The sequence below is a fragment of the Streptomyces sp. YIM 130001 genome, from assembly GCF_003574445.1.
Taxonomy (GTDB): Bacteria; Actinomycetota; Actinomycetes; order Streptomycetales; family Streptomycetaceae; genus Streptomyces.
This window is the reverse complement of record NZ_KZ984558.1, coordinates 1-25,219: the sequence shown is the minus strand read 5'-3', so window position 1 is coordinate 25,219 and position 25,219 is coordinate 1. Positions and strand designations below refer to the sequence as shown.

At 70.7% G+C, this 25,219-nt stretch carries 22 protein-coding genes and 1 pseudogene; 11 read left to right on the top strand and 12 right to left on the bottom strand.

The genetic code is table 11. From position 1 onward, the window contains the following. Positions 1–46 precede the first annotated feature (46 nt). The gene (locus DSC45_RS20045; RefSeq protein WP_119292902.1) at positions 47–820 is read right to left on the bottom strand and encodes an oxidoreductase; all 774 of its coding nucleotides are present in this window, start codon (positions 818–820) and stop codon (positions 47–49) included. Positions 821–900: 80 nt separating this feature from the next. Between DSC45_RS20045 and DSC45_RS20040 the strand changes: the two genes are divergently transcribed. The 3 genes from DSC45_RS20040 (at position 901) to DSC45_RS20030 (ending at position 3,730) form a co-directional block, all read left to right on the top strand. Beyond that, on the top strand, positions 901–1,473 hold the full coding sequence (locus tag DSC45_RS20040) for a TetR/AcrR family transcriptional regulator (protein WP_119292901.1): 573 nt from the start codon (positions 901–903) through the stop codon (positions 1,471–1,473). A 273-nt stretch (positions 1,474–1,746) separates the two neighbouring features. Beyond that, complete coding sequence (locus DSC45_RS20035) at positions 1,747–2,976, top strand: hypothetical protein (RefSeq protein ID WP_205571378.1); 1,230 nt, start codon at positions 1,747–1,749, stop codon at positions 2,974–2,976. Further along, positions 2,960–3,730 carry an alpha-ketoglutarate-dependent dioxygenase AlkB family protein gene (locus tag DSC45_RS20030; protein WP_119292897.1) on the top strand — a complete coding sequence of 257 codons (771 nt, stop codon included), beginning with the start codon at positions 2,960–2,962 and terminating at the stop codon, positions 3,728–3,730. Before DSC45_RS20035 ends, DSC45_RS20030 begins: the two co-directional genes overlap by 17 nt. Positions 3,731–3,898: 168 nt before the next feature. Here the strand turns inward: DSC45_RS20030 and DSC45_RS20025 are convergent, their stop codons facing one another. Next, complete coding sequence (locus DSC45_RS20025; RefSeq protein ID WP_119292895.1) at positions 3,899–5,107, bottom strand: acyl-CoA dehydrogenase family protein; 1,209 nt, start codon at positions 5,105–5,107, stop codon at positions 3,899–3,901. A gap of 105 nt (positions 5,108–5,212) precedes the next feature. Then, the gene (locus DSC45_RS20020; protein ID WP_240434745.1) at positions 5,213–6,217 is read right to left on the bottom strand and encodes a GNAT family N-acetyltransferase; all 1,005 of its coding nucleotides are present in this window, start codon (positions 6,215–6,217) and stop codon (positions 5,213–5,215) included. Between the two features lie 273 nt (positions 6,218–6,490). On the opposite strand from DSC45_RS20020, the gene DSC45_RS20015 reads away from it, so the two are divergent. Then, positions 6,491–9,805 carry a family 78 glycoside hydrolase catalytic domain gene (locus tag DSC45_RS20015; RefSeq protein ID WP_119292891.1) on the top strand — a complete coding sequence of 1,105 codons (3,315 nt, stop codon included), beginning with the start codon at positions 6,491–6,493 and terminating at the stop codon, positions 9,803–9,805. A 27-nt stretch (positions 9,806–9,832) separates the two neighbouring features. On the opposite strand, the gene DSC45_RS20010 is transcribed toward DSC45_RS20015, so the two are convergent. From DSC45_RS20010 to DSC45_RS19995, 4 genes are all read right to left on the bottom strand, one after another. Beyond that, positions 9,833–10,714 (bottom strand): bile acid:sodium symporter family protein, encoded by an 882-nt coding sequence (locus DSC45_RS20010; RefSeq protein WP_119293263.1) that lies wholly within the window; start codon positions 10,712–10,714, stop codon positions 9,833–9,835. 53 nt (positions 10,715–10,767) lie between these two features. Further along, complete coding sequence (locus DSC45_RS20005; protein ID WP_119293261.1) at positions 10,768–11,271, bottom strand: NUDIX hydrolase; 504 nt, start codon at positions 11,269–11,271, stop codon at positions 10,768–10,770. 123 nt (positions 11,272–11,394) lie between these two features. Then, on the bottom strand, positions 11,395–11,934 hold the full coding sequence (locus DSC45_RS20000; protein ID WP_119292889.1) for a GNAT family N-acetyltransferase: 540 nt from the start codon (positions 11,932–11,934) through the stop codon (positions 11,395–11,397). Between the two features lie 76 nt (positions 11,935–12,010). Next, positions 12,011–12,382 carry a hypothetical protein gene (locus tag DSC45_RS19995; protein WP_119292887.1) on the bottom strand — a complete coding sequence of 124 codons (372 nt, stop codon included), beginning with the start codon at positions 12,380–12,382 and terminating at the stop codon, positions 12,011–12,013. Positions 12,383–12,606: 224 nt separating this feature from the next. Between DSC45_RS19995 and DSC45_RS19990 the strand changes: the two genes are divergently transcribed. Both DSC45_RS19990 and DSC45_RS19985 read left to right on the top strand, forming a co-directional pair. Beyond that, positions 12,607–14,001 (top strand): NADP-dependent succinic semialdehyde dehydrogenase, encoded by a 1,395-nt coding sequence (locus tag DSC45_RS19990; RefSeq protein WP_119292885.1) that lies wholly within the window; start codon positions 12,607–12,609, stop codon positions 13,999–14,001. Between the two features lie 149 nt (positions 14,002–14,150). Continuing rightward, positions 14,151–15,392, top strand: coding sequence for a PucR family transcriptional regulator (locus tag DSC45_RS19985; protein ID WP_119293259.1), 1,242 nt, complete (start codon positions 14,151–14,153; stop codon positions 15,390–15,392). Positions 15,393–15,481: 89 nt separating this feature from the next. On the opposite strand, the gene DSC45_RS19980 is transcribed toward DSC45_RS19985, so the two are convergent. After that, positions 15,482–16,294 carry an SDR family NAD(P)-dependent oxidoreductase gene (locus DSC45_RS19980; RefSeq protein WP_119292883.1) on the bottom strand — a complete coding sequence of 271 codons (813 nt, stop codon included), beginning with the start codon at positions 16,292–16,294 and terminating at the stop codon, positions 15,482–15,484. Positions 16,295–16,366: 72 nt separating this feature from the next. On the opposite strand from DSC45_RS19980, the gene DSC45_RS19975 reads away from it, so the two are divergent. From DSC45_RS19975 to DSC45_RS19960, 4 genes are all read left to right on the top strand, one after another. Next, positions 16,367–16,954 (top strand): TetR/AcrR family transcriptional regulator, encoded by a 588-nt coding sequence (locus DSC45_RS19975; protein ID WP_119292881.1) that lies wholly within the window; start codon positions 16,367–16,369, stop codon positions 16,952–16,954. A 153-nt stretch (positions 16,955–17,107) separates the two neighbouring features. Then, positions 17,108–18,100 (top strand): dihydroxyacetone kinase subunit DhaK, encoded by a 993-nt coding sequence (gene dhaK / locus DSC45_RS19970; protein WP_119292879.1) that lies wholly within the window; start codon positions 17,108–17,110, stop codon positions 18,098–18,100. 60 nt (positions 18,101–18,160) lie between these two features. After that, positions 18,161–18,769: a dihydroxyacetone kinase subunit DhaL gene (dhaL, locus tag DSC45_RS19965; RefSeq protein WP_119292877.1), complete on the top strand. Its 609-nt coding sequence runs from the start codon at positions 18,161–18,163 to the stop codon at positions 18,767–18,769. Next, complete coding sequence (locus DSC45_RS19960; protein WP_119292875.1) at positions 18,762–19,199, top strand: PTS-dependent dihydroxyacetone kinase phosphotransferase subunit DhaM; 438 nt, start codon at positions 18,762–18,764, stop codon at positions 19,197–19,199. The genes dhaL and DSC45_RS19960 overlap by 8 nt, the downstream gene beginning before the upstream one ends. Positions 19,200–19,271: 72 nt before the next feature. On the opposite strand, the gene DSC45_RS19955 is transcribed toward DSC45_RS19960, so the two are convergent. From DSC45_RS19955 to xylB, 4 genes are all read right to left on the bottom strand, one after another. Further along, positions 19,272–20,048, bottom strand: coding sequence for a GNAT family N-acetyltransferase (locus DSC45_RS19955; RefSeq protein ID WP_119292873.1), 777 nt, complete (start codon positions 20,046–20,048; stop codon positions 19,272–19,274). A gap of 101 nt (positions 20,049–20,149) precedes the next feature. Then, positions 20,150–20,878: a class I SAM-dependent methyltransferase gene (locus DSC45_RS19950; RefSeq protein WP_119293257.1), complete on the bottom strand. Its 729-nt coding sequence runs from the start codon at positions 20,876–20,878 to the stop codon at positions 20,150–20,152. Positions 20,879–20,971: 93 nt separating this feature from the next. Beyond that, complete coding sequence (gene yicI, locus DSC45_RS19945) at positions 20,972–23,242, bottom strand: alpha-xylosidase (protein WP_119292871.1); 2,271 nt, start codon at positions 23,240–23,242, stop codon at positions 20,972–20,974. Positions 23,243–23,308: 66 nt separating this feature from the next. Then, the gene (gene xylB / locus DSC45_RS19940) at positions 23,309–24,784 is read right to left on the bottom strand and encodes a xylulokinase (RefSeq protein ID WP_119292870.1); all 1,476 of its coding nucleotides are present in this window, start codon (positions 24,782–24,784) and stop codon (positions 23,309–23,311) included. Between the two features lie 264 nt (positions 24,785–25,048). Here xylB and DSC45_RS36445 point away from each other — a divergent pair. Continuing rightward, positions 25,049–25,219, top strand: a pseudogene (locus DSC45_RS36445) (xylose isomerase); the annotation flags it as partial.

Genomic DNA, 25,219 nt, shown 5'->3' with positions numbered 1-25,219 from the left:
TTTCGTGCGGGTGGGGCGGTGGATTTCGTATGGACCGGGAGGTGGTTCAAACGGTCGGGATGATGCCGCCGTCGACCCGGAACTGAGAGCCGGTGAGCCATTTCGCGCGACCGGATGCGAGGAACGCGATCATCTCCGCCACGTCCTCGGGATCGCCGGGTCGCCCCATCGGCAACTGCAGGTGATCCACGATCCGTTGCTCGATGTCGTCGACGCCGACGCCCTGGCTCTCGGCCATCTCCCGCAGGTGGGCGGAGGCTCCCTGAGTGACGACGAACCCCGGCAGCACGCACACCACACGTACGCCGTGCCGGCCCGTCGCCGTCGCCAGCTCCCGGCTGTAGGCGTTGAGCGCCGCCTTCGACGCCGCGTACGACGCCTCGGCGGGCTGGGGCAGCCGGCTGGCGATGGACGAGACGTGCACCACGACGCCGGACCCCCGCTCGACCATGCCCGGGACCAGAGCGCGGTCGAGGCGGACCGCGGCCAGCAGGTTCATCTCCAGATCGGCGAGCCAGGACGCGTCCGACCGCTCCAGCGTCGGCACCGGTCCGCTCGCGGCCCCCGCGTTGTTCACCAGGACATCGACTCCCCCGACACCGTCCCGTACGCGCTGCCCGAGTTCCCGCACCCCTTCCTCCGACCGCAGGTCGGCGGGGATGAACGTGGCAGGCATGTCCTCCGGCGGCGCGCTGCGTGATGCCGTCAGCACGGTCGCCCCGGCGGCGGCGAAGCGACGGGCCGTCGCCTCGCCCAGGCCTCGACTGCCACCGGTCACCAGCACTCGCAGACCCTGGAGTCCGTCGTCCGGAACTGTCATGGGTGTACCCCTCCGCTAAAGTGAACCCGACTCCGGAAACCGTACACCTAAACGGAATCAGACTCACCTTAGGAGATCCGTTGCCCTCACCACGTCCCTTGCGCGCCGACGCGCGCCGCAACCGCGAAGCGCTGCTGACCGCGGCACGGGAGGCGTTCCTCGTCGCCGAAGACGCCCACGTGGAGGAGATCGCCCGTCGGGCCGGCGTAGCTGTGGGCACCCTCTACCGCCACTTCGAGACGCGTGAGGCGCTCGTCGCAGCCGTCTACCGCCAGGAGGTCGCCGAACTCTGCGAGGCGCCCGCCGAACTGCTCGCCCAGCACTCCCCGGACGAGGCGCTGCGCACGTTCCTGCTGCTGCTCGTGGAGCACGCGTCGGTCGGCAGAGGGATGGGGGAGGTACTCGAGAGCATCATGGCGACCGACTCGCCGGTCTTCGAGGACACCCGCAACGAGATGGCCCTCGCCCTGGAGGAACTCCTGACCGCAGGCGCCGAGGCCGGCGTCGTACGCAGCGGCGTCAGCGGGCGCATCGTCCTGCGCGCCCTGGGCGGCATCTGCGGGCTGCGCGCCGACGGCTGGAAGGACGATGCGAAGGAAATCGTCACGATCCTGTACGACGGGTTGCGCTACGGGGCAACGAGGCGCGGCTGACGGCCGGTTGGAGAAGGACGCCAGGCATGCGCAGGTGATTCGATCGCCGTGGGATCCCCGCACCGCTACCCGCCATCCCGGGCAACTCCGCGCGCCGCACACACGGGAGAAGCCGTTGCCCGCCGTCGAGGCCTCGTGAGAGCATCACGATTTGTTTCAACGGTCCGTATCCTTCGTTCGCGCTTCGAGACGCGAACGAACGCGTGCGGACCTTTGGCATGTCCCACGGTTTTGGGTATTCCATCAGGATCTGCGAACGACAGGTAGCGCTTGATGCACGGAACAGAGTCGGCCGAGGCCCGCATCGAGGATGCGGACAATCTCTTGGTCGCGCCTTCGGAATTCCATGAGCACGAGCTGGCCAGGGAATTCTTCGGAGCCCTCATCACGCCGGAGGAGCTGACCGCCTTCCCGTACGACCTCACCCGGAAGACCGTCTACCTGGGTGGCGACATATCCGGGGTCAGCGACCGCCAACTGCGTGCGGCAGCGCGGGTGTTCGTCATCGACGAGCTGTCACACGGTTACGGCGAGGACGCCGGCCGGCCTTGGAGCCGTGTCGGTCCCGGACGGCTTCCGCTTCGCGTTCACGGCCTCGGCGTGTACTACCGCCGGTTCTTCGATCCCGGGGACGATCACTTCGGACGGATCCGGGCGGAGCACACGTTCCAGTCCCTGACGGAGTCCACCAAGCCCGGAACGGCTCACCGCAGTGGCGTCTATCTGACGCCCGTCACACGCAACGATGACGCACTGCGTTTCCGCCTGCTCCGGTGCTCCACGAACCTCTCGGGGCCGACGGAGAACTTCGGCCCGACCGACTCGCACCTCGTCGATGCTCTCAACCGCGAGGCCGCCACTGTATTCCGGGACCAGGCACCGCTGAATCACGTCCTCGCGCAGATCTACCACAACACCCTTGCCACACCCGAGCGCAAGCAGTCCAAGGCCAAGATCTCGGCCCATGCAGACAAGACCAAGGACATGCCCGCAGGCGGCATCATGGCCTTCTGCACCTTCTACGAAGGACTCGACAAACTAAATCCCCTGGCCGACGACCCCTTCGACTACGGCGTGAAACGTACGAGCGGCCTCACCCAACTCCAGTTCCGCCTCAAGGAACCGGCCGCGCACCACGAAGGGGACGCGCTCCCCGAACAGTTCACCCTGACCCTCCACCCCGGCTCGGTGTTCTTCATGCCGCTGTCCACCAACCGCCTGTACACGCACGCGGTCCGGCCCTCGACTCTGGGCCCCGAGGTCCTGCCGACCCGCCTGGGATACGTGGTGCGCTGCTCGAAGGCCGAGGCCGTGCACAAGAACGGCGCCACGTTCCTCGAAGTGGCCGGAGTTCCAGTGAAGTTGGAGCCACCCACACCGTCCGGGACGGACGAACTGCGCAGGCTGTACGCCGAGGAGAACCGGACCTCGTCCTTCATCGATTACGGCGAGGATCTCCTTTTCAGCATGAACTCGGGGGACTACCTTGCCCCGCGAGTCTGAAATCGCCGCCGAAGTCCTGTCGTGCGGCTTGCCGACAGAGGTCGATCTCTTCGATGAGCTGTCCGCTTCGGTTCGCTGGGAGGACGTGGGAAAGGGGCGTCAGGGCGCCGTACTCACCAAGGTCGACGCGACGGGCCGCGCACCTCTCGTACGCACCACGAGTCGGTACAGCAACCCGACGCAGCGCTTCGGTGCGGTGCACGAACGGCTGGCTCGGCAGGTTCAGGACTGCGCGGCCACACCGGTCGGCTTCAACAACGCCCTCATCGAGCGCTACACGAACGCCTACCGCACCATGGGCGGCCATTCCGACCAAGCCCTCGATCTGGCCGACGGGTCGTTCATCGCCCTCTTCTCCTGCTACCGATCTCCCGAGGCGAACCCGCCGCGGAAGCTGGTCTTCGAGTCGAAGGTTTCTCGTGGCGAGACGTTCGAGGTCCCTCTCACTCACCACAGCGTCGTCACATTCTCCGTCGACTCCAATCGGCGCCTCAGGCACCGGATCCTGCTGGACGCGTCCCCGGGAGCGGCGGACAATCAATGGCTGGGCGTGACCTTTCGTACCTCGAAGACGCTCGTCCGATACCGGGATGGACACGCATTCCTCCCGCAGGGCTCGCGCCTCACCGCGGCCGACGAAGAACAGCAGCGAGAATTCTACGGACTGCGGCGCCGGGAGAACCACGAGACGGACTTCACCTATCCCCCACTGCAATACACCGTCAGCGAGAGCGATTTGATGCCTCCCGTCTGACCGGCACACTCGCGCTGGACGCACTCCACAACGCCGCCCACCCCCTGCCGCGCGGCCGGCGAATCCCGGAACGCACCGGCCCGGCGGCGAGCCGACCGTCAAGGCTCCCGTTCCGGCTCGAGGACCAATCCCGGGCAGGTGGCCGCCACCACAGGCTGTGATGGCACTTCAGCGGCGCACGCGGGGCATGCCGAGGCCGATCCAGGAGATGATCTCCCGCTGGATCTCGTTGTTGCCGCCGCCGAAGGTGAAGATCACGGCGCTCCGGTAGCCGCGTTCCAGTTCCCCGCCGAGTACGGCGCCGGCCGAGCCCTCCTTGAGGGGGCCCGCGGCGGCCACGATCTCCAGGAGCCAGGCGTAGGCGTCGCGGCGGGCCTCGGAGCCGTAGACCTTGACGGCGGAGGCGTCCTGCGGGGTGAGGGTGCCGTTCTGGACGGCGTTCACCATCTGCCAGTTGAGGAGTTTCATCGCGTCGAGGCGGGCATGGGTGCGGGCGAGGCGCTGCTTGACCCAGCCGAGGTCGATGACGCGGCGGCCGTCGGTCAGTTTGGTGCCGGCCGCCCAGCGCTGCGTGTCGTGCAGGGCGCGGATCGCCATGGTGCCGTGTGCGGCGAGGGTGACGCGCTCGTGATTGAGCTGGTTGGTGATCAGGCGCCAGCCCTTGTTCTCCTCGCCGACACGGCGGGAGACGGGGACGCGGACGTTCTCGTAGTAGCTGGCGGTGGTGTCGTGGGAGGCGAGGGTGTTGATCAGGGTGCAGGAGTAGCCGGGGTCGTCGGTCGGCACGAGCAGCATGGTGATGCCCTTGTGAGGCGGGGCGTCCGGGTCGGTGCGCACGGCGAGCCAGACCCAGTCCGCGGTGTCGCCGTTGGTGGTCCAGATCTTCTGGCCGTTCACCACGTAGTGGCCGGTCTCCGCATCGCCCTCGCGTACGGCGCGGGTCTTCAGGGCGGCGAGGTCGGTGCCCGCGTCGGGTTCGCTGTAGCCGATGGCGAAGTCGATCTCTCCGGCGAGGATGCGCGGCAGGAAGTACGCCTTCTGCTCGTCGGTGCCGAACTGCATGATCGTCGGCCCGACCGTGTTGAGCGCCATCAGCGGCAGTGGGACGACGGCCTGAGCGGCCTCGTCGAAGAAGATGAACTGCTCGACGGGGCCGAGGCCGCGGCCGCCGTACTCCTGCGGCCAGCCGACCCCGAGCCAGCCGTCGGAGCCGAGGCGCCGGATCGTCTCCCGGTAGAAACGCTTCTGTTCCGCAGGGTCGGCGGCGGGCGCGGCAGGCCCGGATCCGTCGGCGGCGCGGTCGGGCATGACCTCGGCGAAGTACGCACGCAGCTCCGTGCGCAACTGCTGCTGTTCCGGCGTGTATTCGAGGTGCACGGCCCCTCCAGAAGTGTCGCGGTCCTGCGGCGGCGCACACAGTAGAACGTGTTCCACCAAACCGGAAGGGGCGCGGCGCGTCACCGGGCGGGGAGTGCGTTTCGTTCAGTCCCAGACCAGGTTGAGTGTGCGCTCGAAGTTGATGTACCCGGCGCGGGCGAAGGCCTTCGCCATGGGGACGTTGCCGAGGTCCGTCGATGCCCGGATCCGGTCGACACCCTCGGCGGCAAGGACCCGGGTGCCTTCGGCGAGGATCTCGTCGATGTAACCGTGACCGCGGTGGGCGGGCAGCACACCGATGTACGCGATGATCGGGTTGTAGCTGTTGCGGGCCGGCACGACGAAGCCCACCGGACCGCCGCCGTCGGGGAGTTCGGCGATGCGCCACCAGTCCTGCGGGCTCTTGAATCCGGCGAACTCGTCGTCGTAGTGCCGCTCGGCCACCTCGCGCGGCGTTCGCCCTGCTGCCAGTTCCGCCTGGCCGTGGGCGTCGAGTGTGCCCGCAAGGACGGGCTCCATGAGGGCGAGCAGGTCCTCGCGGTCGGCCACCGGCCGGAAGGTGAGGCGCTCGGCGGTGTCCGGGAGCGGGGTCGCCGGGGTCGCCGGGACCGTCGGGGTCGCCGGGGTCGCCGGGGTCGCCGGGGTCGCCGGGGTCCACTGCAGCCGTAGCCGCTCGACGAGGAGTCGCGCGCCCGTGCCCTCCAGAACGCGAGTACGGGACTCGACCACCTCGCGGGCCGCCGGGTCTTCGCGCCAGTCGGGCGGGACGAAGCGGCCGCACTCCGGGAGTTCGGCGCCGTCCGGGAAGACGGCTGCCGTGGCGGCCCTGAAGAGCCGTAGGCCGATCTCGTCGCGGAGATCGCGGGGCAGGCTGTCGTCGACGTCGAAAAAGTCGAACTGCAGCGGGACTTGGCCGCCCGGCGTGGTCCACCAGGAGAGCCGGGCGAGGAGACGGTCACCGTCCAGAGCCACCCAGGTCCACTCGGGGCGCCTGCGACCCTCGGCGAAGTCGTCGGCCAGTTCGTGGTCGAGGACGTAGGACAGGCGGCAGAAGAGGTCGATCTCCTCCGGGCCGCTCAGAGAGCGGTAGTTCACCGATATCGGCGTCAAGGAAACTCCAGTGCGCGGTGGCGTGGTGCGGTGTGGTGGACCTTGTCATGTCGTACTGGCCGGGCATGCCGGATGTCCAGCGACATCGGGCCGGGCGGGCTCTCCGTGCACACCTCTTGAGCCCTTGCTCGGCGGCACCCTAGGATCCCGGTCAGCGCTTGAAACGATTCACAGATCGCGGCGGCTGCTCACGGGCGCGCCGCCGTCCGGATCCCGGCGTGCGTCCAACCCGCCCTGCAACAGCCCTCGTTCGCCAGTTCAAGGAGCGCATCGATGAGCACCGAGCACGCGAACCACGACGGCCCCGACGGCGCCGCGCCGGACGGATCCGGTCACCGGCCCTGGAACCGGAGAGCCTTCCTCAGAACCTCCGCCGCCGGCGCCGGAGCCGGCTTCATCGCACTCAACCCGGCCCCCGCGACCGCGGCCCCCGACGGCCGGGCAGAACGACCGACGAGGAGCGGCGTGCTGAAGATCGAGCGCACCACTGTCGAGTACGCGACCACCCTGCTCGGCACCGACGTGGCGAAACCACGCCTCGCCTGGGAACTGTCCGCGCCCGGCAACGGCGCCCGGCAGAGCGCCTACCAGGTACGGGTCTCCACCGAGCCGCCGGGCGACGGCGGGCGCCCGCTGTGGGACTCGGGCCGGGTCGAGTCGGCCGACACCTTCGGCGTGCCGTACGCGGGACCGGCCCTGAAGCCGCGCACCCGCTACCACTGGCAGGTCCGGGTCTGGGACGGCGACGGCAAGCCGTCCGAGTGGAGCACCGCGCGCTGGTGGGAGACGGCGCTGAGCAAGGACGACTGGCAGGGCCACTGGATCGGCGCACCCGCCGCCCCCGAGCCGCCCGGCTTCGAGGGGGCCTCGTGGATCTGGTCGCCCGGCGCCACACCACAGGACGCGCCCGCAGGCACCCGCTGGTTCCGCGGTCACCTCGAACTGCCGCAGGGCGCCGAGGTGTCCAAGGCCGAGCTCGTCGCGACCGCCGACGACGACTTCACGCTGTACCTCGACGGCGCGGAGGTGTTGCACGCACCCGAGCAGACCGACGGCTGGCGCACCGGGCGGTACGCCGACGTGACCGAGCAGGTCCGCGGGTCCGGCGCCGGGATCGTGCTCGCGGCCAGGGCCACCAACCGGGGCACGGCCGAGGTCGACCCGGGCGGACTGCTCGTACGGCTGGTGGTGCAGAGCTCGGACGGTGAGCACACCTGCGTGACCGGGGCCGGCTGGCGTTCGGCCGAGGAGGAGCAACAGGGCTGGCAGAAGGCGGACTTCGACGATTCCGGCTGGCCGGAGGCCGAGGTACTGGTGCCGTTCGGCGAGGGCCCGTGGGGTGACGACGCCAAGGCCACCGGGGACGAGCTGCCGGCGCCACTGCTGCGGCGGGAGTTCACCGTGGGCAAGCCGATCACCCGCGCACGCCTCTACATCAGCGGACTCGCGTACTACGAGGCGGAGTTGAACGGCCGACGAGTCGGCCGCCAGGTCCTCGATCCCGGCTTCACCGACTACGACAAGACCGTCCTGTACGCGGTGCACGACGTGACCGATCTCGTCCGCCGGGGCCGTAACGCGATCGGCGTGACCCTGGGCCGCGGCTTCTACGCCATGACCACGTCCAACGTCTGGAACTGGCACAAGCCGCCGTGGCACGGCGAACCCCGACTGCTCGGCCAGCTGGAGATCGACCACCCCGACGGCACGCGCAGCACGGTGTCGTCCGACGGCTCCTGGCGGATGGCCGAAGGGCCGACACTCTCCAACTCCCAGTACGCGGGCGAGACGTACGACGCCCGGAAGAATCCGCGGGGCTGGACGGAGCCGGGCTTCGACGACGGCGACTGGGAGCGCCCCGAACGCCAGGACGCCCCGAAGGGCAGCCTGCGGGCGCAGCCGCTCGAGTCCATCGAGATCACGGACACGGTTCGGCCGGTCGCGGTGACGGCGCACGGCGACGACTGGATCGTCGACATGGGCCGCACGATGGCCGGCTGGACGCGGCTCAAGGTGCGGGCGAAGGCAGGGACGACCGTCCGGCTTGTGCACGGCGAGAAGCTCAAGGACGACGGCAGTGTGCACGCCGAGACGGAGCATGTGCCGGGACGTTTCCAGACGGACGAATACGTCTGTGCGGGCGACGGTGACGAGGTGTGGGAGCCCAAGTTCTCGTACAAGGGCTTCCGTTACGTGCAGGTCAGCGGCCTGCCCGAGAAGCCCGAACCGGAACAGGTACTCGGTCGGCTCGTGCACTCCACGGTCGAGGACACCGGCAGTTTCCGGTGCTCGGAGCCGCAGTACGAGCAGTTCGAGAAGGCCATGCGGCGCACCGTCCTGAACAATCTGCACGGATACCCGACGGACACGCCGATGTTCGAGAAGAACGGCTGGACCGGCGACGCCCAGGTGGGCGCACCCACCATGATGTACGCACTCGGCATGCACCGGTTCCTCGGCAAATGGCTCGACGACCTGGCGGACAGTCAGAACGACCGGGGTCAGCCGCCGGTGATCGTGCCGAGCGGCGGCTGGGGCTACAAGGAGCTGGCACCCACGCCCGAGTGGACCACCGTGTATCCGTTCCTGGTGCGCGAGATGTACCGGGTGTACGGCGACGAGCGTGTGGTGCGCTCCCATCTGCCCGCCGTGATCCGCTACTTGGACTACGAGATCGACCGCCTCGAGGACGGACTCGCGGTCACCGCGCTCGGCGACTGGCTGCCGCCGGGCCACCCCAGCGGTATCCCGCCCGAGGACACGCGACTGACCGCCACGGCCTACCTCCACCGCGCGCTCACCGACACCGCGGACATGGCCGATCTGGTCGGCGAGGCCAGCGTGCGCGACCGCTACCGCGACACCGCCGAGAAGCTCAAGGAGGCATTCAACAAGGAGTTCCTCGGCCCGGACGGCCACTACCGCACGGCGAAGGAGAAGGAGTACCGGCAGACCAACAACTGCCTGCCGCTGGCCTTCGGCCTGGTACCGGCAGGCGCACGGGCGAGCGCCGCCGCCTCACTGGTGGCCGACATCGAGAAGCGCGGCAACCACCTGAACACCGGCTGCCTCGGCACCAGCGTGCTGCTGCGCGCGCTGAGCGCCGCCGGCCACCCCGAAGTGGCCCACGCCGTCGCGACCCAGACGACGTACCCGAGTTGGGGCTACTGGTTCGAGAACGGCGCCGACACGATGTGGGAGATGTGGGAGCTGGAATCCCGCTCCCGCGACCACTACTTCATGGGCACGGTCGCCCAGTGGCTGTACGAGAACGTGGCCGGGCTCAGGCCCGGGGACGCGGGGTACCGCACCTTCGTCGTGCGTCCCGACGCCAGGGCCGGGGTCAACTGGGCGCGCACCGAGTTGCACAGTGTGCGGGGGCCGGCCGAGGTCGCCTGGTCGCGGATCGACAAAGCGGTACGGCTGACCGTACGGGTGCCGGTGGGCTCGACGGCCGAGGTGCATGTGCCCGCCGCGTCCAAGTCGGCGGCCGAGGCACCACGAGGTGCGAAGTTCGTCCGCACCGAGCCGGGGCACGTCGTCTACCAGGTGGGGCACGGACGTTGGGAGTTCAGCGGGCGTCCCTGACCGGTGGGTCGCGGGGCTGCTGCCCGTTCAGGTGCCGGCCGTGGTCTTCGCGGCCGCGCGCCTGAGCAGCAGGCCCGCCGCGCCGGCGGTGAAGTACACGAGGATCGCGTAGACCGCGCTGGGTACGGCGATCTCCGCGCTGTCGAGCAGCGTGGGGCTCAGTGCGATGGTCATGGCCAGGGAGGTGTTGTGCATGCCGATCTCCATGCACACGGCGACACCCTGGGCATGGCCGCCGCTGGCGATCCGAGCGGCCAGGTAGCCGGTGGCGAGCGAGACGACACTGAACAGCGTGGCCACCAGGCCGACTTCGGCCAGGTACTCCCCCACGTTGCCACGCTCGGACACCAGCGCCGCGACGATCACCGCTGCCAGGATCACCAGGCTGAGCAACTTCACCGGCCGTTCCGCACGCCGGGCGAGTTCGAGGCGTCGGGCCCTTGCGTACATGCCGAGGGCGACGGGGATCAGGACGAGCGCGAACACCTGCAGTGTCTTGGTGAATTGGAGCCCCACCTGGCCTCCGTCGCCGGGTTCGAAGTAGTCGATCGCGAGGTTGACCACGAGCGGCAGGGTGAACACGGCGAGCACCGAGTTGATTGCGGTGAGCGTGATGTTGAGGGCTACGTCACCGCCGAAGAGGTGGCTGTAGACGTTCGCCATGGTGCCGCCCGGCGAGGCGGCGAGCAGCAGCATGCCGACCGCCGGCGCCGCCGCGAGACCGAAGGCGAGAATCAGTCCGAAGCAGACAGCCGGCAGCAGCACCAGCTGACAGCCGAGCGCGACCAACACGGTGCGCGGATACGCCGCAACCCGCCGGAAGTCGTCAGCCGTGAGACTCAGACCGAGCCCGAACATGATCACGGCAAGCACGAGCGGCACCAGGACGGTCACCAGGGGAGAGTCCACCGGCACAGCGTGGAGCTACCGGGGCACGGAGTCCATACCCGTGACCCGGAGCGCTATGACTTGGCCGAGGGCCCCATGACGGCACGTGCGACGAGGTCATGGATCAAGAACTCCCCGGGCTTGCGGTTCTCTTGGAGCCGGGCGAGGTCGCCGGGGCCGAACCAGTCGTAGGCAGAGTGCTTGGTCCACTCAAGCCTGGGATTCTCCAGGTCACCGTCGACCTCGACGAGGTAATCGGCCTCGTGACGGAGTCCACCGCCATCGTCGCCCGTCCAGGTCGTGATGCCGAGGAATCGCCGCACATGGGTCAGGCGCCAGCCGGTCTCCTCCTCGACTTCACGGGCGAGAGCTTCGAGGAGTGACTCCCCGGCCTCGAGGTGACCGCCCACGATGTCCCAGGAATCAGGAAACAGACGTCGGTCCGAGCTTCGTCTCTGCGCGAAGGCTTCGCCATCGCGGTTGAGGATGACGGCGCCGACCGCCCAGACCTCGCCCGGTCCGGGAACGGGCACATGGACGCAGACGTCGGCGGTGAACGACCGGCGGGGATCTGGCATGAAAGGGAGCGTAGACGAACCGATTCGGCCGAGGAGTTCGCGGCGCCGGAACTCCTCGCGTGCGCACGAACCGCCGTCGCTCACGGGCACCGTCAACATGCTCCGCAGTGTTGGACCCGGCTTCTAGCCGGCCGTGTCGGAGCCGTCGGTCTGGAGCCTCTTCTCGAACCAGGCCACGTCCCAGTAGCGGCCGAACTTTCGGCCCACCTCGGTGAACACGCCCCTGGGCTCGAAGCCGAAGCGTTCGTGGATCCGGTAGGAGGCCTCGTTCGGGACCGTGATCGCGGCGTAGGCGCGGTGCACGTCCTCCTCGGCGAGTGCCTCGAACAGCGCCTCGTAAAGCCGGGTGCCGAGGCCCCGGCCGCCGGCGTCCGGCGCGAGGTAGACGCTCGTCTCGACCGACGTGAGATAGGCCTGCTTGGGCCGGAACGGGCTGCTCGTCGCGTAGCCGAGTGCCCGGCCGTCGACGTCCGCGACGAGCAGGCGGTGCGGACCGTGCTCCGGATGGGCGTCGAGCCAGGCCTTGCGCTCGTCGACCGTGAACGGTTCGAGGTCGAAGGTGATCGGGGTCCCGGTCACGTAGTGGTTGTAGATCCGGGTCAGTTCCTCGAGGTCTCCCCCGGTCCCGGGCCTGATCTCCACTGCCTCGGCGTGGTCCTGCATGCGCTGCCTCCTTGTCCGGAGCGCACGCTAACCGGGGTGCGTTACACGCGTGTTTCCGCAGCTCACCGTGCCTGGATCAGCCACTACTCGCCAGGGTCAGGTGGACGTCCTTCTCGCCGTCCCCGGAGGCCGTCGCCTCGCCCCGGATCGCGAAGGCGGCGGCGAGCGCCTCGTGCAGTCGGTCGACGGCCGCGTAGCCGCCCTGGATGTCGGCAGTGACCTCGCCGCCGAGGGGCGCTGCCGGGGCCATGCCACGCTCTCGTGAGGTGTCGTACGTCGTCGTCCAGACGCTCGGGTGCCCGGCGGAGTCCTCCTTCGGCGCCTGGTCGGCTCCTCGGTCGCAGTGGAAGGCGTCGCCCAGGACCGCGAAGACCGTGCGGGCGTCGTCCCTGGTGCAGTCGCTCAGTTCCACCACGACGTCCGCCGTGGCCCTGTTCTGCGCATTCACCGTTCGTCGCTCCTCTCGGCGGCCGTCAGGCCACCGGCTGCGGTGCCGCGGGCCCGACGGCGGGTCTCGGCCGTCCTGGTGGGGTCGCCCGACCGTCGCTGACGTCTCCAGGGTCCCGCGCGACGGCCGCCTCGGCGAACGGGGACGGCTGCCGCCTTGCGTCCCCGTTCGGGCGGCGGGAGGGTCGGGAGCGTAGGGAAGGGTTCCCGAGGAGGACGAGTGCCATGGCCATCGCGACCGTCGATCCCACCACCGGCGAGACCCTCAGGACCTTCGAGGCCCTCGGGCCTCAGGAGATCGAGTCGCGGCTCGCTGCCGCTGCTGCCGCCTTCGGCCGTCACCGCCTCACGTCGTTCGCCGACCGTGGGGCGCTCCTCGAGCGGGCCGCCGAACTGCTCGAGGCGGACGAGGACGCGATCGCGCGCACCATGACGACGGAGATGGGCAAGCCGGTGGTCGCCGCACGCGCCGAGGCGGCGAAGTGCGTCAAGACGATGCGCTGGTACGCGCAGCACGCCGAGGAGCTGCTGGCCGACGAGATCCCGGCGGACGAGGACGTACGGGACTCGGGTGCGGTGCGGGCCGCGGTGCACTACCGGCCGCTGGGCGTGATCCTCGCCGTGATGCCCTGGAACTTCCCGCTGTGGCAGGTCGTGCGGTTCGCCGCGCCGGCCTTGATGGCGGGCAACACCTGTCTGCTCAAGCATGCGTCGAACGTCCCCCAGACCGCGCTCTACCTGCAGGAACTCTTCCTGCGTGCCGGGTACCCCGATGGCTGCTTCCAGACTCTCCTGATCGGCTCGGGCGCGGTGGAGGACGTACTGCGCGACCGGCGGGTGGCCGCGGCGACGCTGACGGGCAGCGAGCCGGCGGGCCGTGCGGTGGCGTCCGTGGCCGGCGACGAGATCAAGAAGACGGTGCTCGAACTCGGCGGCAGCGACCCGTTCGTGGTGATGCCCTCGGCGAACGTGGCGCGGGCGGCGACCACGGCCGTGACCGCCCGGGTCCAGAACAACGGCCAGTCCTGTATCGCCGCCAAGCGGTTTCTTGTACACGCCGATGTGTACGAGGAGTTCGAGGAGCGCTTCGTGGTCGGTATGCGGGCGCTGACCGTCGGCGATCCGATGGAGGAGAACACCGATGTCGGTCCGCTCTCCTCCGAGCAGGGGCGCACGGATCTGGAGGAGCTGGTCGACGACGCGGTGCGACGGGGAGCGAGCACGCTGTGCGGCGGGCAGCGCCCCAAGGACCGCGACCGGGGCTGGTTCTACGAGCCGACGATCCTGGCCGGGATCACCGAAGCCATGCGCATCCACCGCGAGGAGGCGTTCGGTCCGGTGGCCACGCTGTACCGGGTGGAGAGCCTGGACGAGGCGGTCGAACTCGCCAACGACACGTCCTTCGGCCTGAGTTCGAATGTGTGGACCGACGACGACGCCGACGTCCGGCGCTTCGTACGGGATCTGGAGGCGGGCGGCATCTTCTTCAACGGCATGACGGCCTCGCACCCGGGTCTCCCCTTCGGCGGCGTGAAGCGGTCGGGGTACGGGCGCGAACTGGCGGGGCACGGCATCCGCGAGTTCTGCAACGCGACCACGCTGTCCTACCGCGACGCCTGATTCCGCTGCTCGACGTCGCCTGCGCGCACCGCGGTTTGTCACCGCGGTGACAACGTGGCCTTCGGGGTTTGTTCGCGAACGATGGGCCCCGGCGCCTCGGCGACGGTATGTTCACCGGACCTGTGTCCCTCGCGCAGATGGAGCAAGTCATGGTGAATGGTTCTCCGTTGCTCGTGGGCGACGGACCGCAGGGCGGCCGGCCGGAACCGGCGCGCGCCGCACCGGGTCCCGTGCCGGGCGGGCTGCACGAGCAACTGCGCCCCTTCATGCCCGACATCACCACGGAGGTCGTCCGGGCGATCCGTACGGAGATACCCGAGTACGCGCGGCCGATGGACGACACGTACATGCATGTGGTGAACCGTGGGGTGGAGCAGGCACTCACCGGCTTCCTCGCCCGGCTCGGGGGCGCGGGCGCGGACTGGGAGCCGGTGCGGGCGACCTATCAGCACATCGGCCGCGGCGAGGCCGACGAGGGACGCAGTCTCGACACCTTCCAGGCCGCACTGCGGCTCGGCGCCCGAGTGACGTGGAGACGGGTCAGCGCGCTCGTCGAGGCCGAGCAGCTGCCGCGTCAGGTGCTCGCGCCGTTCGGGGAGGCGCTCTTTCTGCATCTGGACGAGATGGCCGCGGCGACCACGGCCGGGTACACCGAGGCGCGGCTGCACGCCGCGGGTGAACTGCAGCAGCGGCGTTCCCGTCTCATCGATCTGCTGACCACGGATCCGCCGGTGTCGGCGGAGGCCATCTCCGATCTGGCGAGTGCGGCGCAGTGGCCGCTGCCACGGGAGTTGGCGGTGGTGGTGACCGATCACGCGCTGCACCCGAAGTCGGGGCGTCCCATCGTGCCGCCGGAGTTCCTGACCCGGTTCGACGAGCAGCCCGGCCGGATCGTGGTCCCCGACCCGGACGGGCCCGGGCGGGCACGTGCGATCGCCGGGGCGCTGCCGGGGATGCGCGCCGTCATCGGGCCCACGGTCCCGCTGCGTGAAGGCGCCCGTTCACTGCGCTGGGCGCTGGACGGGCTGGAGTTGTCCCGGCGCGGGGTGCTGCCCGACACCGAGATCGTCTCCTGCTCCGACCATCTCTCGACGCTGCTGCTCTTCCAGGACGAGGCGTTGATCGACGCGCTCGCGCAGCGCCGTCTACGTCCGCTGCGCCATGTGCGCTCCCCGCAGCGCGAGCGCTTGGCGGAGACGCTGTTGTGCTGGCTGCAGAGCGGGCACAACGCCAGCGAGGTGGCGAGCCGGCTCGCCGTGCACCCCCAGACGGTCCGCTACCGACTGCGTCAGCTGGACGAGGTGTTCGGGCCCGCGCTGCACGATCCTGCGGCCCAGTTCGATATGCAACTGGCCCTGCACGCGAGGAGTTTGCGCCCGTCGGGGCTGTGAGTGCGGGGCGTACTCCCTGCGGTCCCGGATCGCGCTCCACGCCGTACGCGCGCCATCGCCCCCGGCCCCTCACCCGCACGCGAACCCGCTCAGCCGGCCGCAGCCACACGTCCGGACGATCGCGCCGCGACCATACCGCTGAGCAGGACGGCGCGCCGGCGAGTGAAGATGCGCGGCAGCCTCACCGTGAATGCGTTCAGGCGGCCCGACTGCACGCTGGGCCTGCGGCCGCGGTCGAGTGCCCGCATGGCGGTGGCGACCACCTGCTCGGGTGTCTGAAAGCTGCCCCGGTAGGTCCCGCCGCCCAGATCGTCGAAGAACTCGGTGCGGGTGAGGCCAGGGGCGAGGGAGAGTACGCGCAGGCCGGTGCCGCGTGACTCGTACCAGAGCGCCTCGGTGAAGCTGAGGACGAACGCCTTGCAGGCGGCATAGACGGCCATCGCGGGGGCGGGGGTGTAGGCGGCCATGCTCGCGAGGTTGACGAGGATGCCCCGTCCCGAGGTCCGGAGCGGCTCTATGAACGCTCGGGTGACGTCCACGAGGTTGGCGACGTCCACGGCTATCTCGTCGGCGAGGCGGTCGGGATCCTCCTGGTGAAAGGCGCCGTCGGTGCCGAACCCGGCGTTGTTCACCAGGCCGTCGACGGTGATGCCCCGCCGGGTCAGATCGGCGGCAAGGCGCGGGCCCGCACCCGGCTCACTCAAATCCAGCGATATCGCCGTGGCGCTCACACCGTGCCGTGCCCGCAGTTCGGAGGCGAGCGCCTCCAAGCGGTCGCGCCGGCGCGCGACGAGGACGACAGCGGACCCGCGGCGGGCGAGCTCGCGGGCGAAGGCCGCACCGATGCCGGAGCTGGCGCCGGTGACGATCGTGGTCTGGCCGGAGAAATCGATCGGAATCATGCCTGCACCCTATGCCGCATCTTGCACTCGGTGCAATATGTAGCGCCTGGTGCAGGATTGTAGGCTGCGTGCATGGCCGACACCCCCACGCTCCGAGAGCGTGCGCGCCGCGCGGCACGCGCCGAGATCGCCGCCACCGCCATCGGGCTCTTCGCGGAGCACGGATTCGACGCCACGACGGTCGACCAGATCACCGCGGCGGTCGGCATCTCCCGCCGGTCCTTCTTCCACTACTTCGGAAGCAAGGAGGACCTCGTCCTGGGCGACATCGACGCGCTGGGCGAGTCGGTACGAGCCGCGCTCGAGGCCCGGCCCGAAGACGAGTCGGCCTGGGAAGCCATCCGGGGAGCCTTGCTGGTCCTCCGTGAGGCCGGGGGCAGCCGGGCGGAGCAACTCACTCTCGCCGCCCTCCACCACGAGGCACCCTCACTGCGCGCCCGCCATCTGGAGAAGCACCTGCGCTGGCAGGAACTCCTCGCGCCCGAGATCCAACGCCGCCTGGGCCTGCCCGCGTCCCCGGAGGCCGACCCCAGGGCCAAGGCTTTCGTCGCGGCCGCCCTGGCCTGCGTCGACGCGGCCACCGACGCCTGGTACCGGTCCGGCGGGGCGGACGATCCCGAGCGCCTCTTCGACGAGGCGGTCGCAGCGCTGCGCAGCTAGGGCTCGTCCGCAGCGTCCTGCACGGACAACGGACGGACCTCGGAGCCGAACAGTTCGACCGCAGCTCGCGCCACCTGGCGCCATTCCCTCGATAATGACCTCGGGTTCGCAGACCCAGCCCGCAGGCCCCACTGCCAATCCCTGGAGGTACCCGTGAAGATGCTGATCAACGTGGCCGAGACCGTGGTCGCCGACGCGCTGCGCGGCATGGCGGCCGCGCATCCGGAGCTCACGGTGGACGTCGAGAACCGGGTGATCGTCCGCCGCGACGCACCCGTTGCCGACAAGGTGGCGCTGGTGTCGGGCGGCGGTTCGGGGCACGAGCCGTTGCACGGCGGGTTCGTCGGCCCCGGGATGCTGTCCGCCGCGTGTCCGGGTGAGGTGTTCACCTCCCCCGTGCCGGACCAGATGGTGCGGGCCGCGGCGGCCGTGGACAGCGGCCGTGGCGTGCTGTTCGTGGTGAAGAACTACACCGGTGACGTACTGAACTTCGACATGGCCGCCGAACTCGCCGAGGACGAGGGCATCCAGGTGGCCAAGGTCCTGGTCAACGACGACGTGGCGGTCACCGACAGCCTCTACACGGCGGGCCGGCGCGGCACCGGGGCCACGCTCTTCGTGGAGAAGCTGGCCGGCGCCGCTGCGGACGAGGGCATGCCCCTGGAGCGGGTCGAGGCCGTCGCGCACCGGGTCAACGACCGGGCACGGAGCTTCGGTGTGGCGCTGAGCCCCTGCTCCACTCCCGCCAAGGGCGGGCCGACCTTCGACCTCCCGGACGGAGAGCTGGAACTGGGCGTGGGCATCCACGGCGAGCCGGGGCGCGAGCGGCGTTCGATGATGACCTCGCGCGAGATCGCCGACTTCGCGGTGGACGCGGTGCTCGAAGACCTGCAGCCCCGCAATCCCGTACTGCTCCTGGTGAACGGCATGGGAGCGACACCCCTGCTCGAGCTGTACGGCTTCCACGCCGAGGTGCAGCGCGTCCTCACCGAGCGGAACGTGACCGTCGCCCGGGTGCTCGTCGGCAACTACGTGACGTCGCTCGACATGGCGGGCGCCTCGGTGACCCTCTGCGAGGCGGACGAGGAGTTGCTGCGCCTGTGGGACGCACCCGTGCGCACCACCGCGCTGCGCTGGGGCGTCTGAGCGGCCCGCAGGACATGGGCCGCTCTACTCTGGGAGCCCGTACGCGATCTAGGAGGACTCGTGCTCGACGCCGGATTCTTCCGCCGCTGGCTGACGGCCGCGGCGGCCACCGTGGACCGTGAGGCGGAACGGCTCACGGACCTCGACTCGCCGATCGGCGATGCGGACCACGGCAGCAATCTGCAGCGCGGTTTCCGCGCGGTGGTGGCGACTCTGGAGAAGGAGGCGCCCGCCACCCCGGGGGCCGTACTCACCGCGGCCGGGCGCCAGTTGATCTCGACGGTGGGCGGCGCTTCGGGTCCGCTGTACGGGACGCTGCTGCGGCGCACCGGCAAGGCGTTGGGCGAGGCGGAAGAGGTGTCGGAGCAGGACTTCGCGGCGGCGCTGCGCGAGGGCGTGGAGGCGGTCGCGCGTCTGGGCGGCGCGGCGGTGGGCGACAAGACCATGCTGGACGCGCTCGTACCTGCCGCGGACGCGCTCGACGAATCCTTCGAGGCGGCGGCCGAGGCGGCCGAGGAGGGCGCCCTGTCCACGGTGCCGCTGCAGGCCCGCAAGGGCAGGGCGAGTTATCTGGGCGAGCGCAGCATCGGGCACCAGGATCCGGGCGCGACCTCCTCCGCCCTGCTCGTCGCGGCACTCGCGAAGGCGGCGGGCGGCAGCCATGAGTGAGGCGGGCGAGGCGAGCGTGGCGGTGCCCGGCACGGTGGGCATCGTCCTGGTCTCGCACAGCGGACCCGTGGCCACCTCGGTCGCCGACCTCGCCGTGGGCCTCGCGGGCGGCGGCTCGACCGCGCCCGTGCTGCCGGCGGGCGGCACGGAGGACGGTGGGCTCGGTACCAGTTCGGAGTTGATCACCTCCGCGGCCCGTGCGGTGGACGGTGGCGCGGGAGTTGCGGTCCTGGTCGACCTCGGCAGCGCGGTACTGACGGTGAAGGCGCTGCTCGCCGAGGGGGACGAGCTCCCGGACGGGACACGCCTGGTGGACGCACCGTTCGTGGAGGGCGCGGTGGCCGCGCTCGTCACGGCCTCGACCGGCGCCGGCCTCGACGCGGTCGAGTCCGCGGCCCGTGAGGCGTACGACTACCGCAAGACCGGCTGAGGACGGCACTGGGTACGAGGCACGGTGCCCGGGGCGGGCTCAACTCCCCCGGGCACCGTGCCCCTTGGTCCGTCAGGCGCCCGGCGCCCGTACGCCCCGGAACGACGGCTTGCGGCTGAGGGTGAAGCCCAGCCTCTCGTACACACGTATCGCGCCCGCGTTGTCCGCCCCGGTGTGCAGGAGCGGGATCTCGCCGCGCTCCCGCACGCCCGCGGACACCGCGAGCACGAGGCGGGCGGCCAGGCCCTGGCCGCGGTACGCCGGGTCCGTGCAGACCGCGCTGATCTCCGTCCAGCCCGCGGGCCGCAGCCGCTCCCCCGCCATCGCGACGAGCACGCCCTCGCGCCGGATGCCCAGATATGTGCCGAGCTCCACGGTGCGCGGCAGGAACGGACCGGGCCGCGTACGGGCCACCAGGTCGAGCATCTCCGGCACGTCGGCGGGTCCGAGCTCGACGGCCTCCTCGTCGGGCTCGCCCCGTACCGTCTCGCCGAGCAGCTGGACGCCGTCGATCCGGAAGACGCTCTCCCAGCCCTCGGGGAGCGTGCCCTCCAGTCCGGCGAACGTCGCCTCGCCTCCGGGCCCGACCAGCGCCGCCAGGTCCGCCCAGTCTGCGGGTTCCGGGTCGTCGGGCAGGGCGGCCCATCCGGCGACCTCCGGCGGATAGCGCAGCGCCCGCCCCCGGGTCTCGGCGAAGTGGGCGTGCGGGCCGGTCAGTGCGGCGCGCACCGGGTTCGCCAGCGGGCCGGTGTCCGCCACCTGCTTCGCGGGTTCACGGACCGGCTGCCCGCCGCTCGGGCCGCCGCGCTCGGGGGCGACGTCGGGGTGCGGGGCGTACGGGGTGTGCATGTGTGCTGGTACTCCTTCTCCGGCCGGCCGGCGGGCCCGGGCGTACGGGGCGCCGGCAGGTGCAAGGAAGATCGCGGGTCCGGTATTCCCGGACGCGGATGTCACCGGCGGGTGGCGACCAGGAGCCTGCAGCGTGGGCTGCCGTCCGGTCGGCGGCCGAGCTCGTCGAGGGCGTACAGCGCGGAGCTGAAGCCCGTCCGGGTCAGTTCGGCGCGCACGTCGGTGAGCCCGAAGCCGCGGTAGTACATGACGAACGGCGGCCGCCACACGGCGTTGCGCGCCCGCATCGCGGTGTCGAAGCCGAGCATCGCGAGGTGGCCCCGGCTGCCGGGCCTGGCGGGCGCGACCAGCGGGAAGGCGAAGCTTCCGCCGGGACGCAGCACCGCGTGGACCTGCTCGAAGAGCCGGGGCCGCTGCTCGGGCAGGAAGTGTCCGAACGCCCCGAAGCTCACGACCAGGTCGAAGACCGGGCCGAACGGCAGGGCGAGGGCGTCACCGCGCACCCAGTCGGCCGGAGTGTCGCCGGGCGCGGGCCGATGCTCCTGGCGGCCTGCGGCGAGCATCCCGGCGCTGAAGTCGACGCCGACGGCTCGGTCCCGGCAGACCTCGCCGAGCACCTCGAGGCCCGCCCCCGTCCCGCAGCACAGATCGAGGCCCGTACGGAACGGACCGATGGTGCGCAGGACGCGGGTCACCGGACCGAGTACGCCGCCGGGTGTGCGGAACGGCGTGCGGTCGAACTTCGGCGCGAGCAGGTCGTAGCCGTGCTCCACGGAGGACAGTGCCTGCACGGCGAGTTCACGGAGGGTGGGACCTTGGGGCGAGAACATCGCGGCCAGCATACGATCACCGGCCGGCTCCGGATGCCGCCGTAGGTCCTTCGTCCCGGTGGGCTCCGGGACGAAGGACGGCAGTGCCGTTCCTCAGGCGAGCGGCAGTTCAGCGGTGCCGCGGCCCGTCGCGGGGATGCCGGCCGGACGCGCCAGGTGGAACTCCGCGTGGCCGAGCTCCGCGGTGGCGCGCAGTACCCCGCCGTCGCGCACGACCCGGTACGTGGCCGCCGGAGCACCGGCACGGTTGGTGACGGTGACCGTGGTGTCGCGGACGTCGGCTCCCGCGACGAGGGTGAGGCCCTCGGACCAGTCGCCGTCGGGACGCCGGTCGTCCCCGGTCAGCGGCAGAACGGCGCCGGGGCGGACGTACAGCGGCAGACTGTCGAAGCCGTGGTGTTCCCGCAGCCAGCGCCCGCCCTCGACGGTGTCCCCGGTCAGCAGGTGGGTCCAGGTGCCCTCGGGCAGATAGAACTCCACGTCGCCGCCGGCCGAGAAGACGGGGGCGACCAGGAGGTCCGGGCCGAGCATGTACTGCCGGTCGAGGGTGCGGCATGCGGGGTCGCCGGGGAAGTCGAGCAGCAGGGGCCGCATCAGGGGTACGCCTGTGCGGTGGGCCTCGGCGGCGGCGCCGTAGAGGTAGGGCATGAGGCGGTGCTTGAGCAGCGTGAACTGCCGTGCCACATCGACCGCTTCGTCGCCGAACTCCCACGGCACGCGGTACGACGAGGAGCCGTGCAGGCGGCTGTGCGAGGAGAGCAGTCCGAAGGCGAGCCAGCGCTTGAAGACGGCCGGGTCGGGGGTGCCTTCGAAGCCGCCGATGTCGTGCGACCAGAAGCCGAATCCGGACAGCGACAGGGACAGTCCACCGCGCAGCGATTCGGCCATGGCCGCGAAGGACGACCAGCAGTCGCCGCCCCAGTGCACCGGGAACTGCTGGCCGCCGGCGGTCGCCGAGCGTGCGAAGAGTACGGCCTCGCCCCTGCCGCGCTCCCGCTCGAGGAGTTCGAAGACGGCTTCGTTGTAGAGGTGCGCGTAGTAGTTGTGCATCCGCTCGGGGTCGGAGCCGTCGTGCCAGACGACGTCGGTCGGGATGCGTTCGCCGAAGTCCGTCTTGAAGCAGTCGACGCCCTGGTCGAGCAGGCCCTTGAGCTTGTCCTGGTACCAGGCGCGGGCCTCGGGGTCGGTGAAGTCGACCAGTGCCATGCCGGCCTGCCACAGGTCCCACTGCCAGATGTCACCGTCGGCGGTCTTCACCAGGTAGCCGCGTTCGGCTCCCTCGTCGAAGAGCGCGGACTTCTGCGCGATGTACGGGTTGATCCACACCGAGATCTTCAGGCCGCGTTCCTTGAGGCGGGCCAGCATCCCTTCGGGGTCGGGGAAGACCGCCGGGTCCCACTCGAAGTCCGACCACTGGTACTCGCGCATCCAGAAGCAGTCGAAGTGGAAGACGGACAGCGGGATTCCGCGCTCGGACATGCCGTCCACGAAGGAGGAGACGGTCGCCTCGTCGTACTGGGTGGTGAAGGAGGTCGTCAGCCACAGTCCGAACGACCAGGCGGGCGGCAGCGCCGGGCGGCCGGTCAGCGCGGTGTAGCGGCGCAGTACGTCCTTGGGCTCGGGTCCGGCCACCACGTAGTACTCGAGGGTCTGGTCCTCGACGCTGAACTGCAGCTCGCCGACGGATTCGGAACCGACCTCGTAGGAGACCTTTCCGGGGTGGCGGACGAAGACGCCGTAGGCGCCGGTGGGAGTGACGTGCAGGCTGAACGGCACGTTCTTGTAGGCCTGTTCGCTGCTGGTGCCGCCGTCGGCCTGCCAGATGTCGACGGTCTGGCCGTTCTTCACGAACGGGGTGAAGCGCTCGCCCAGTCCGTACACCTGGCCGCCGACGCCCAGGGCCAGCTGGGCCGCCATGTGGTGGGCGCCGTCGGGGGTGGTGACGAAGGCGGTGCCCTTGCGGCCGGCGGAGGTGACCTCGCGGCCGTCCCGGTCGGTGAAGGAGAGCGTCCAGGGAGCGGCGGAGTCGACGGTGACGGCGAGTGCGCCGCTGTCCAGCGTGACGCGGGTGCCGTCGGTGTCGATCCTGCCCACGCCCTCGGTGGCGCCCGGCAGTTCGAAGTCGGGGCCGGGGTTGCGGCGGCCCGCGTGGTGGGTGACGCGGACGCCGATGACACCCTCGGCGGGCGCGTGGCAGTCGACGGTGAGGAGGGGGGCGTTGAGGGTGTCGCCGCGGCGTTCCACGCGCTTGACGGCCGCGTAGGCGGTGAAGCGGTCGTCGTGGACGCGGATGTCGCGGGCTTCGGTGGCGTAGGAGGCCTGGACGCCGTCGCGCATCAGCCAGTAGCCGTCGGTGAACTTCAAGGGTCTTACCTCTGCGGGTGGTTCGGGGCGCTGGGTGAGCGCTCGGGTGGCGCTTCGCGGTGGGGTTCAGTCGAGCAGGGCGGGTGTGGCGCGGGTGAGGACGGTGCCCAGGCGTTCCCAGGTCTCGTCGTCGCGCGGCAGCGCGGGCAGCAGTGGGCCCTGTGCGGTGGCCCAGCCTGCGGCGGCCGCGACCGGTTCCTCGCCGGTGGCGGCACCGAGGGCGAGGGCGGCGGCGCCGAGGGCGACGAGTTCGCCGGACTCGGGCAGGATCACCGGGCGGCCGGACAGTCTGCGTACGGTCTCGAGCCAGGTGCGGCCGCGGGCTCCGCCGCCCACCAGGCGCAGCGGCCGGTCGGCTGCGGCCGGGTCCGCCGGGTCGACACCGCAGGCTTCTAGTACGGCGTCGAGCGCGCGCAGTGCGGTGAACGCGGCGCCTTCGTAAGCGGCGCCGAGCACCTGTTGCGGCGTGGTGGCGTGCCGGAGGCCGGTCAGCAGTCCGGCGGCGTGCGGCAGGTCAGGGGTGCGTTCGCCGTCGAGGTAGGGCAGCAGGACGGTCTCGCCACCGGGGGTCGCGTCGTCGCGGTCGAGGCCGAGCAGCACTGCGATCCGGTCGACGGCGAGCGTGCAGTTGAGGGTGCACGCGAGCGGCAGGTAGGTGCCGTCGGCGGCGGCGAACCCGGCCAGTGCCGGATCGTCGGGCCGGCGCAGTCCGCCCGCGAAGACGGTGCCGGAGGTGCCGAGGCTGAGTGCCGCGTGGTCCAGGAGGCCCGCGCCGCCGAGGCCGAGTCCGACCGCGGCGGCCATGTTGTCGCCGGTGCCTGCGGCGACCGCGACACCTTCGGGCAGGCCGAGCTCTTCGGCGGCCGCGGCGGTGAGGGTGCCGACGCGGGTGCCGCCGGTCGGGGCGACGGCGGGGAGCAGGCGGGCGGGCAGGTCGAGCAGCGCGAGCAGTTCGTCGTCGTAGGCGCCGGTGGCGGTGGAGTACCAGCAGGTGCCGGAGGCGTCTCCCGGGTCGGTGACGGCGGAGCCGCAGAGTCGCTCGGTGAGGAAGTCGTGCGGGAGGCGCACGGCGGCCGCGGAGCGGACGGTGTCGGGGTCGTTGGCGCGCAGCCACTGCCACTTGGTGGCCGTCATCGACGGGACCGGGACGGATCCGGTACGTGCCGTCCAGGCGCGCGGGCCGCCGAGGGCCTCGGTGAGTTCGGCGGCCTGCGGTGCGGAGCGGGTGTCGTTCCACAGCAGGGCGCCGCGCAGCGGCCGGCCTCGGCCGTCGAGGACGACGAGGCCGTGCTGCTGGCCGGCGACGCCGATGCCGGTGACCGCGGAGGCGGGTACGTCCGCGTCCTTCAGGGCCCCGGCGAGTGCGTCGCGCAGGGCCGACCACCAGGCCTCGGGGTCGCTCTCGCGCGCTCCGTCGGTGCCGGTCACTTCGTGCGGGGCGCGCCCGACGGCGAGCAGCCGTCCGGTGGCGCCGTCGACGACGGCCGCCTTGGTCGACTGGGTGGAGCTGTCCACGCCGATGACGACGCTGCTCGGGGGCATCGCTGACCTCGATTCCTGCCGGAGCTTCCTGCCGAACGATTTTGATCGTACACAAAACAAATCCGGGCCGGCAGGGGCGATTTCGATCCGCCGGGCACCCTTTGGCGGACGCGGCAGATGCGTACTACGAAGCGCTACCGCATGGTTACGTTTTCGGGTCTGGCGTGCGACGCGGGAATCACGTATTAGTCATGTGACTGAACAAAAGAGCGGGACGCAGTCACCCCCGCTCCCCGTCCGCACGCATCAGTAAGGGGCCGCACGATGACAGATCGCTTCACACCCACCCCGCAGGACAGGTTCACCTTCGGTCTGTGGACGGTTGGTTGGCGCGGTAATGATCCGTTCGGTGAGGCGACGAGGCGGGCGTTGGATCCGGTGGAGTCGGTTGAGCGGCTTGCGGAGCTGGGTGCGTACGGGGTGACGTTCCATGAT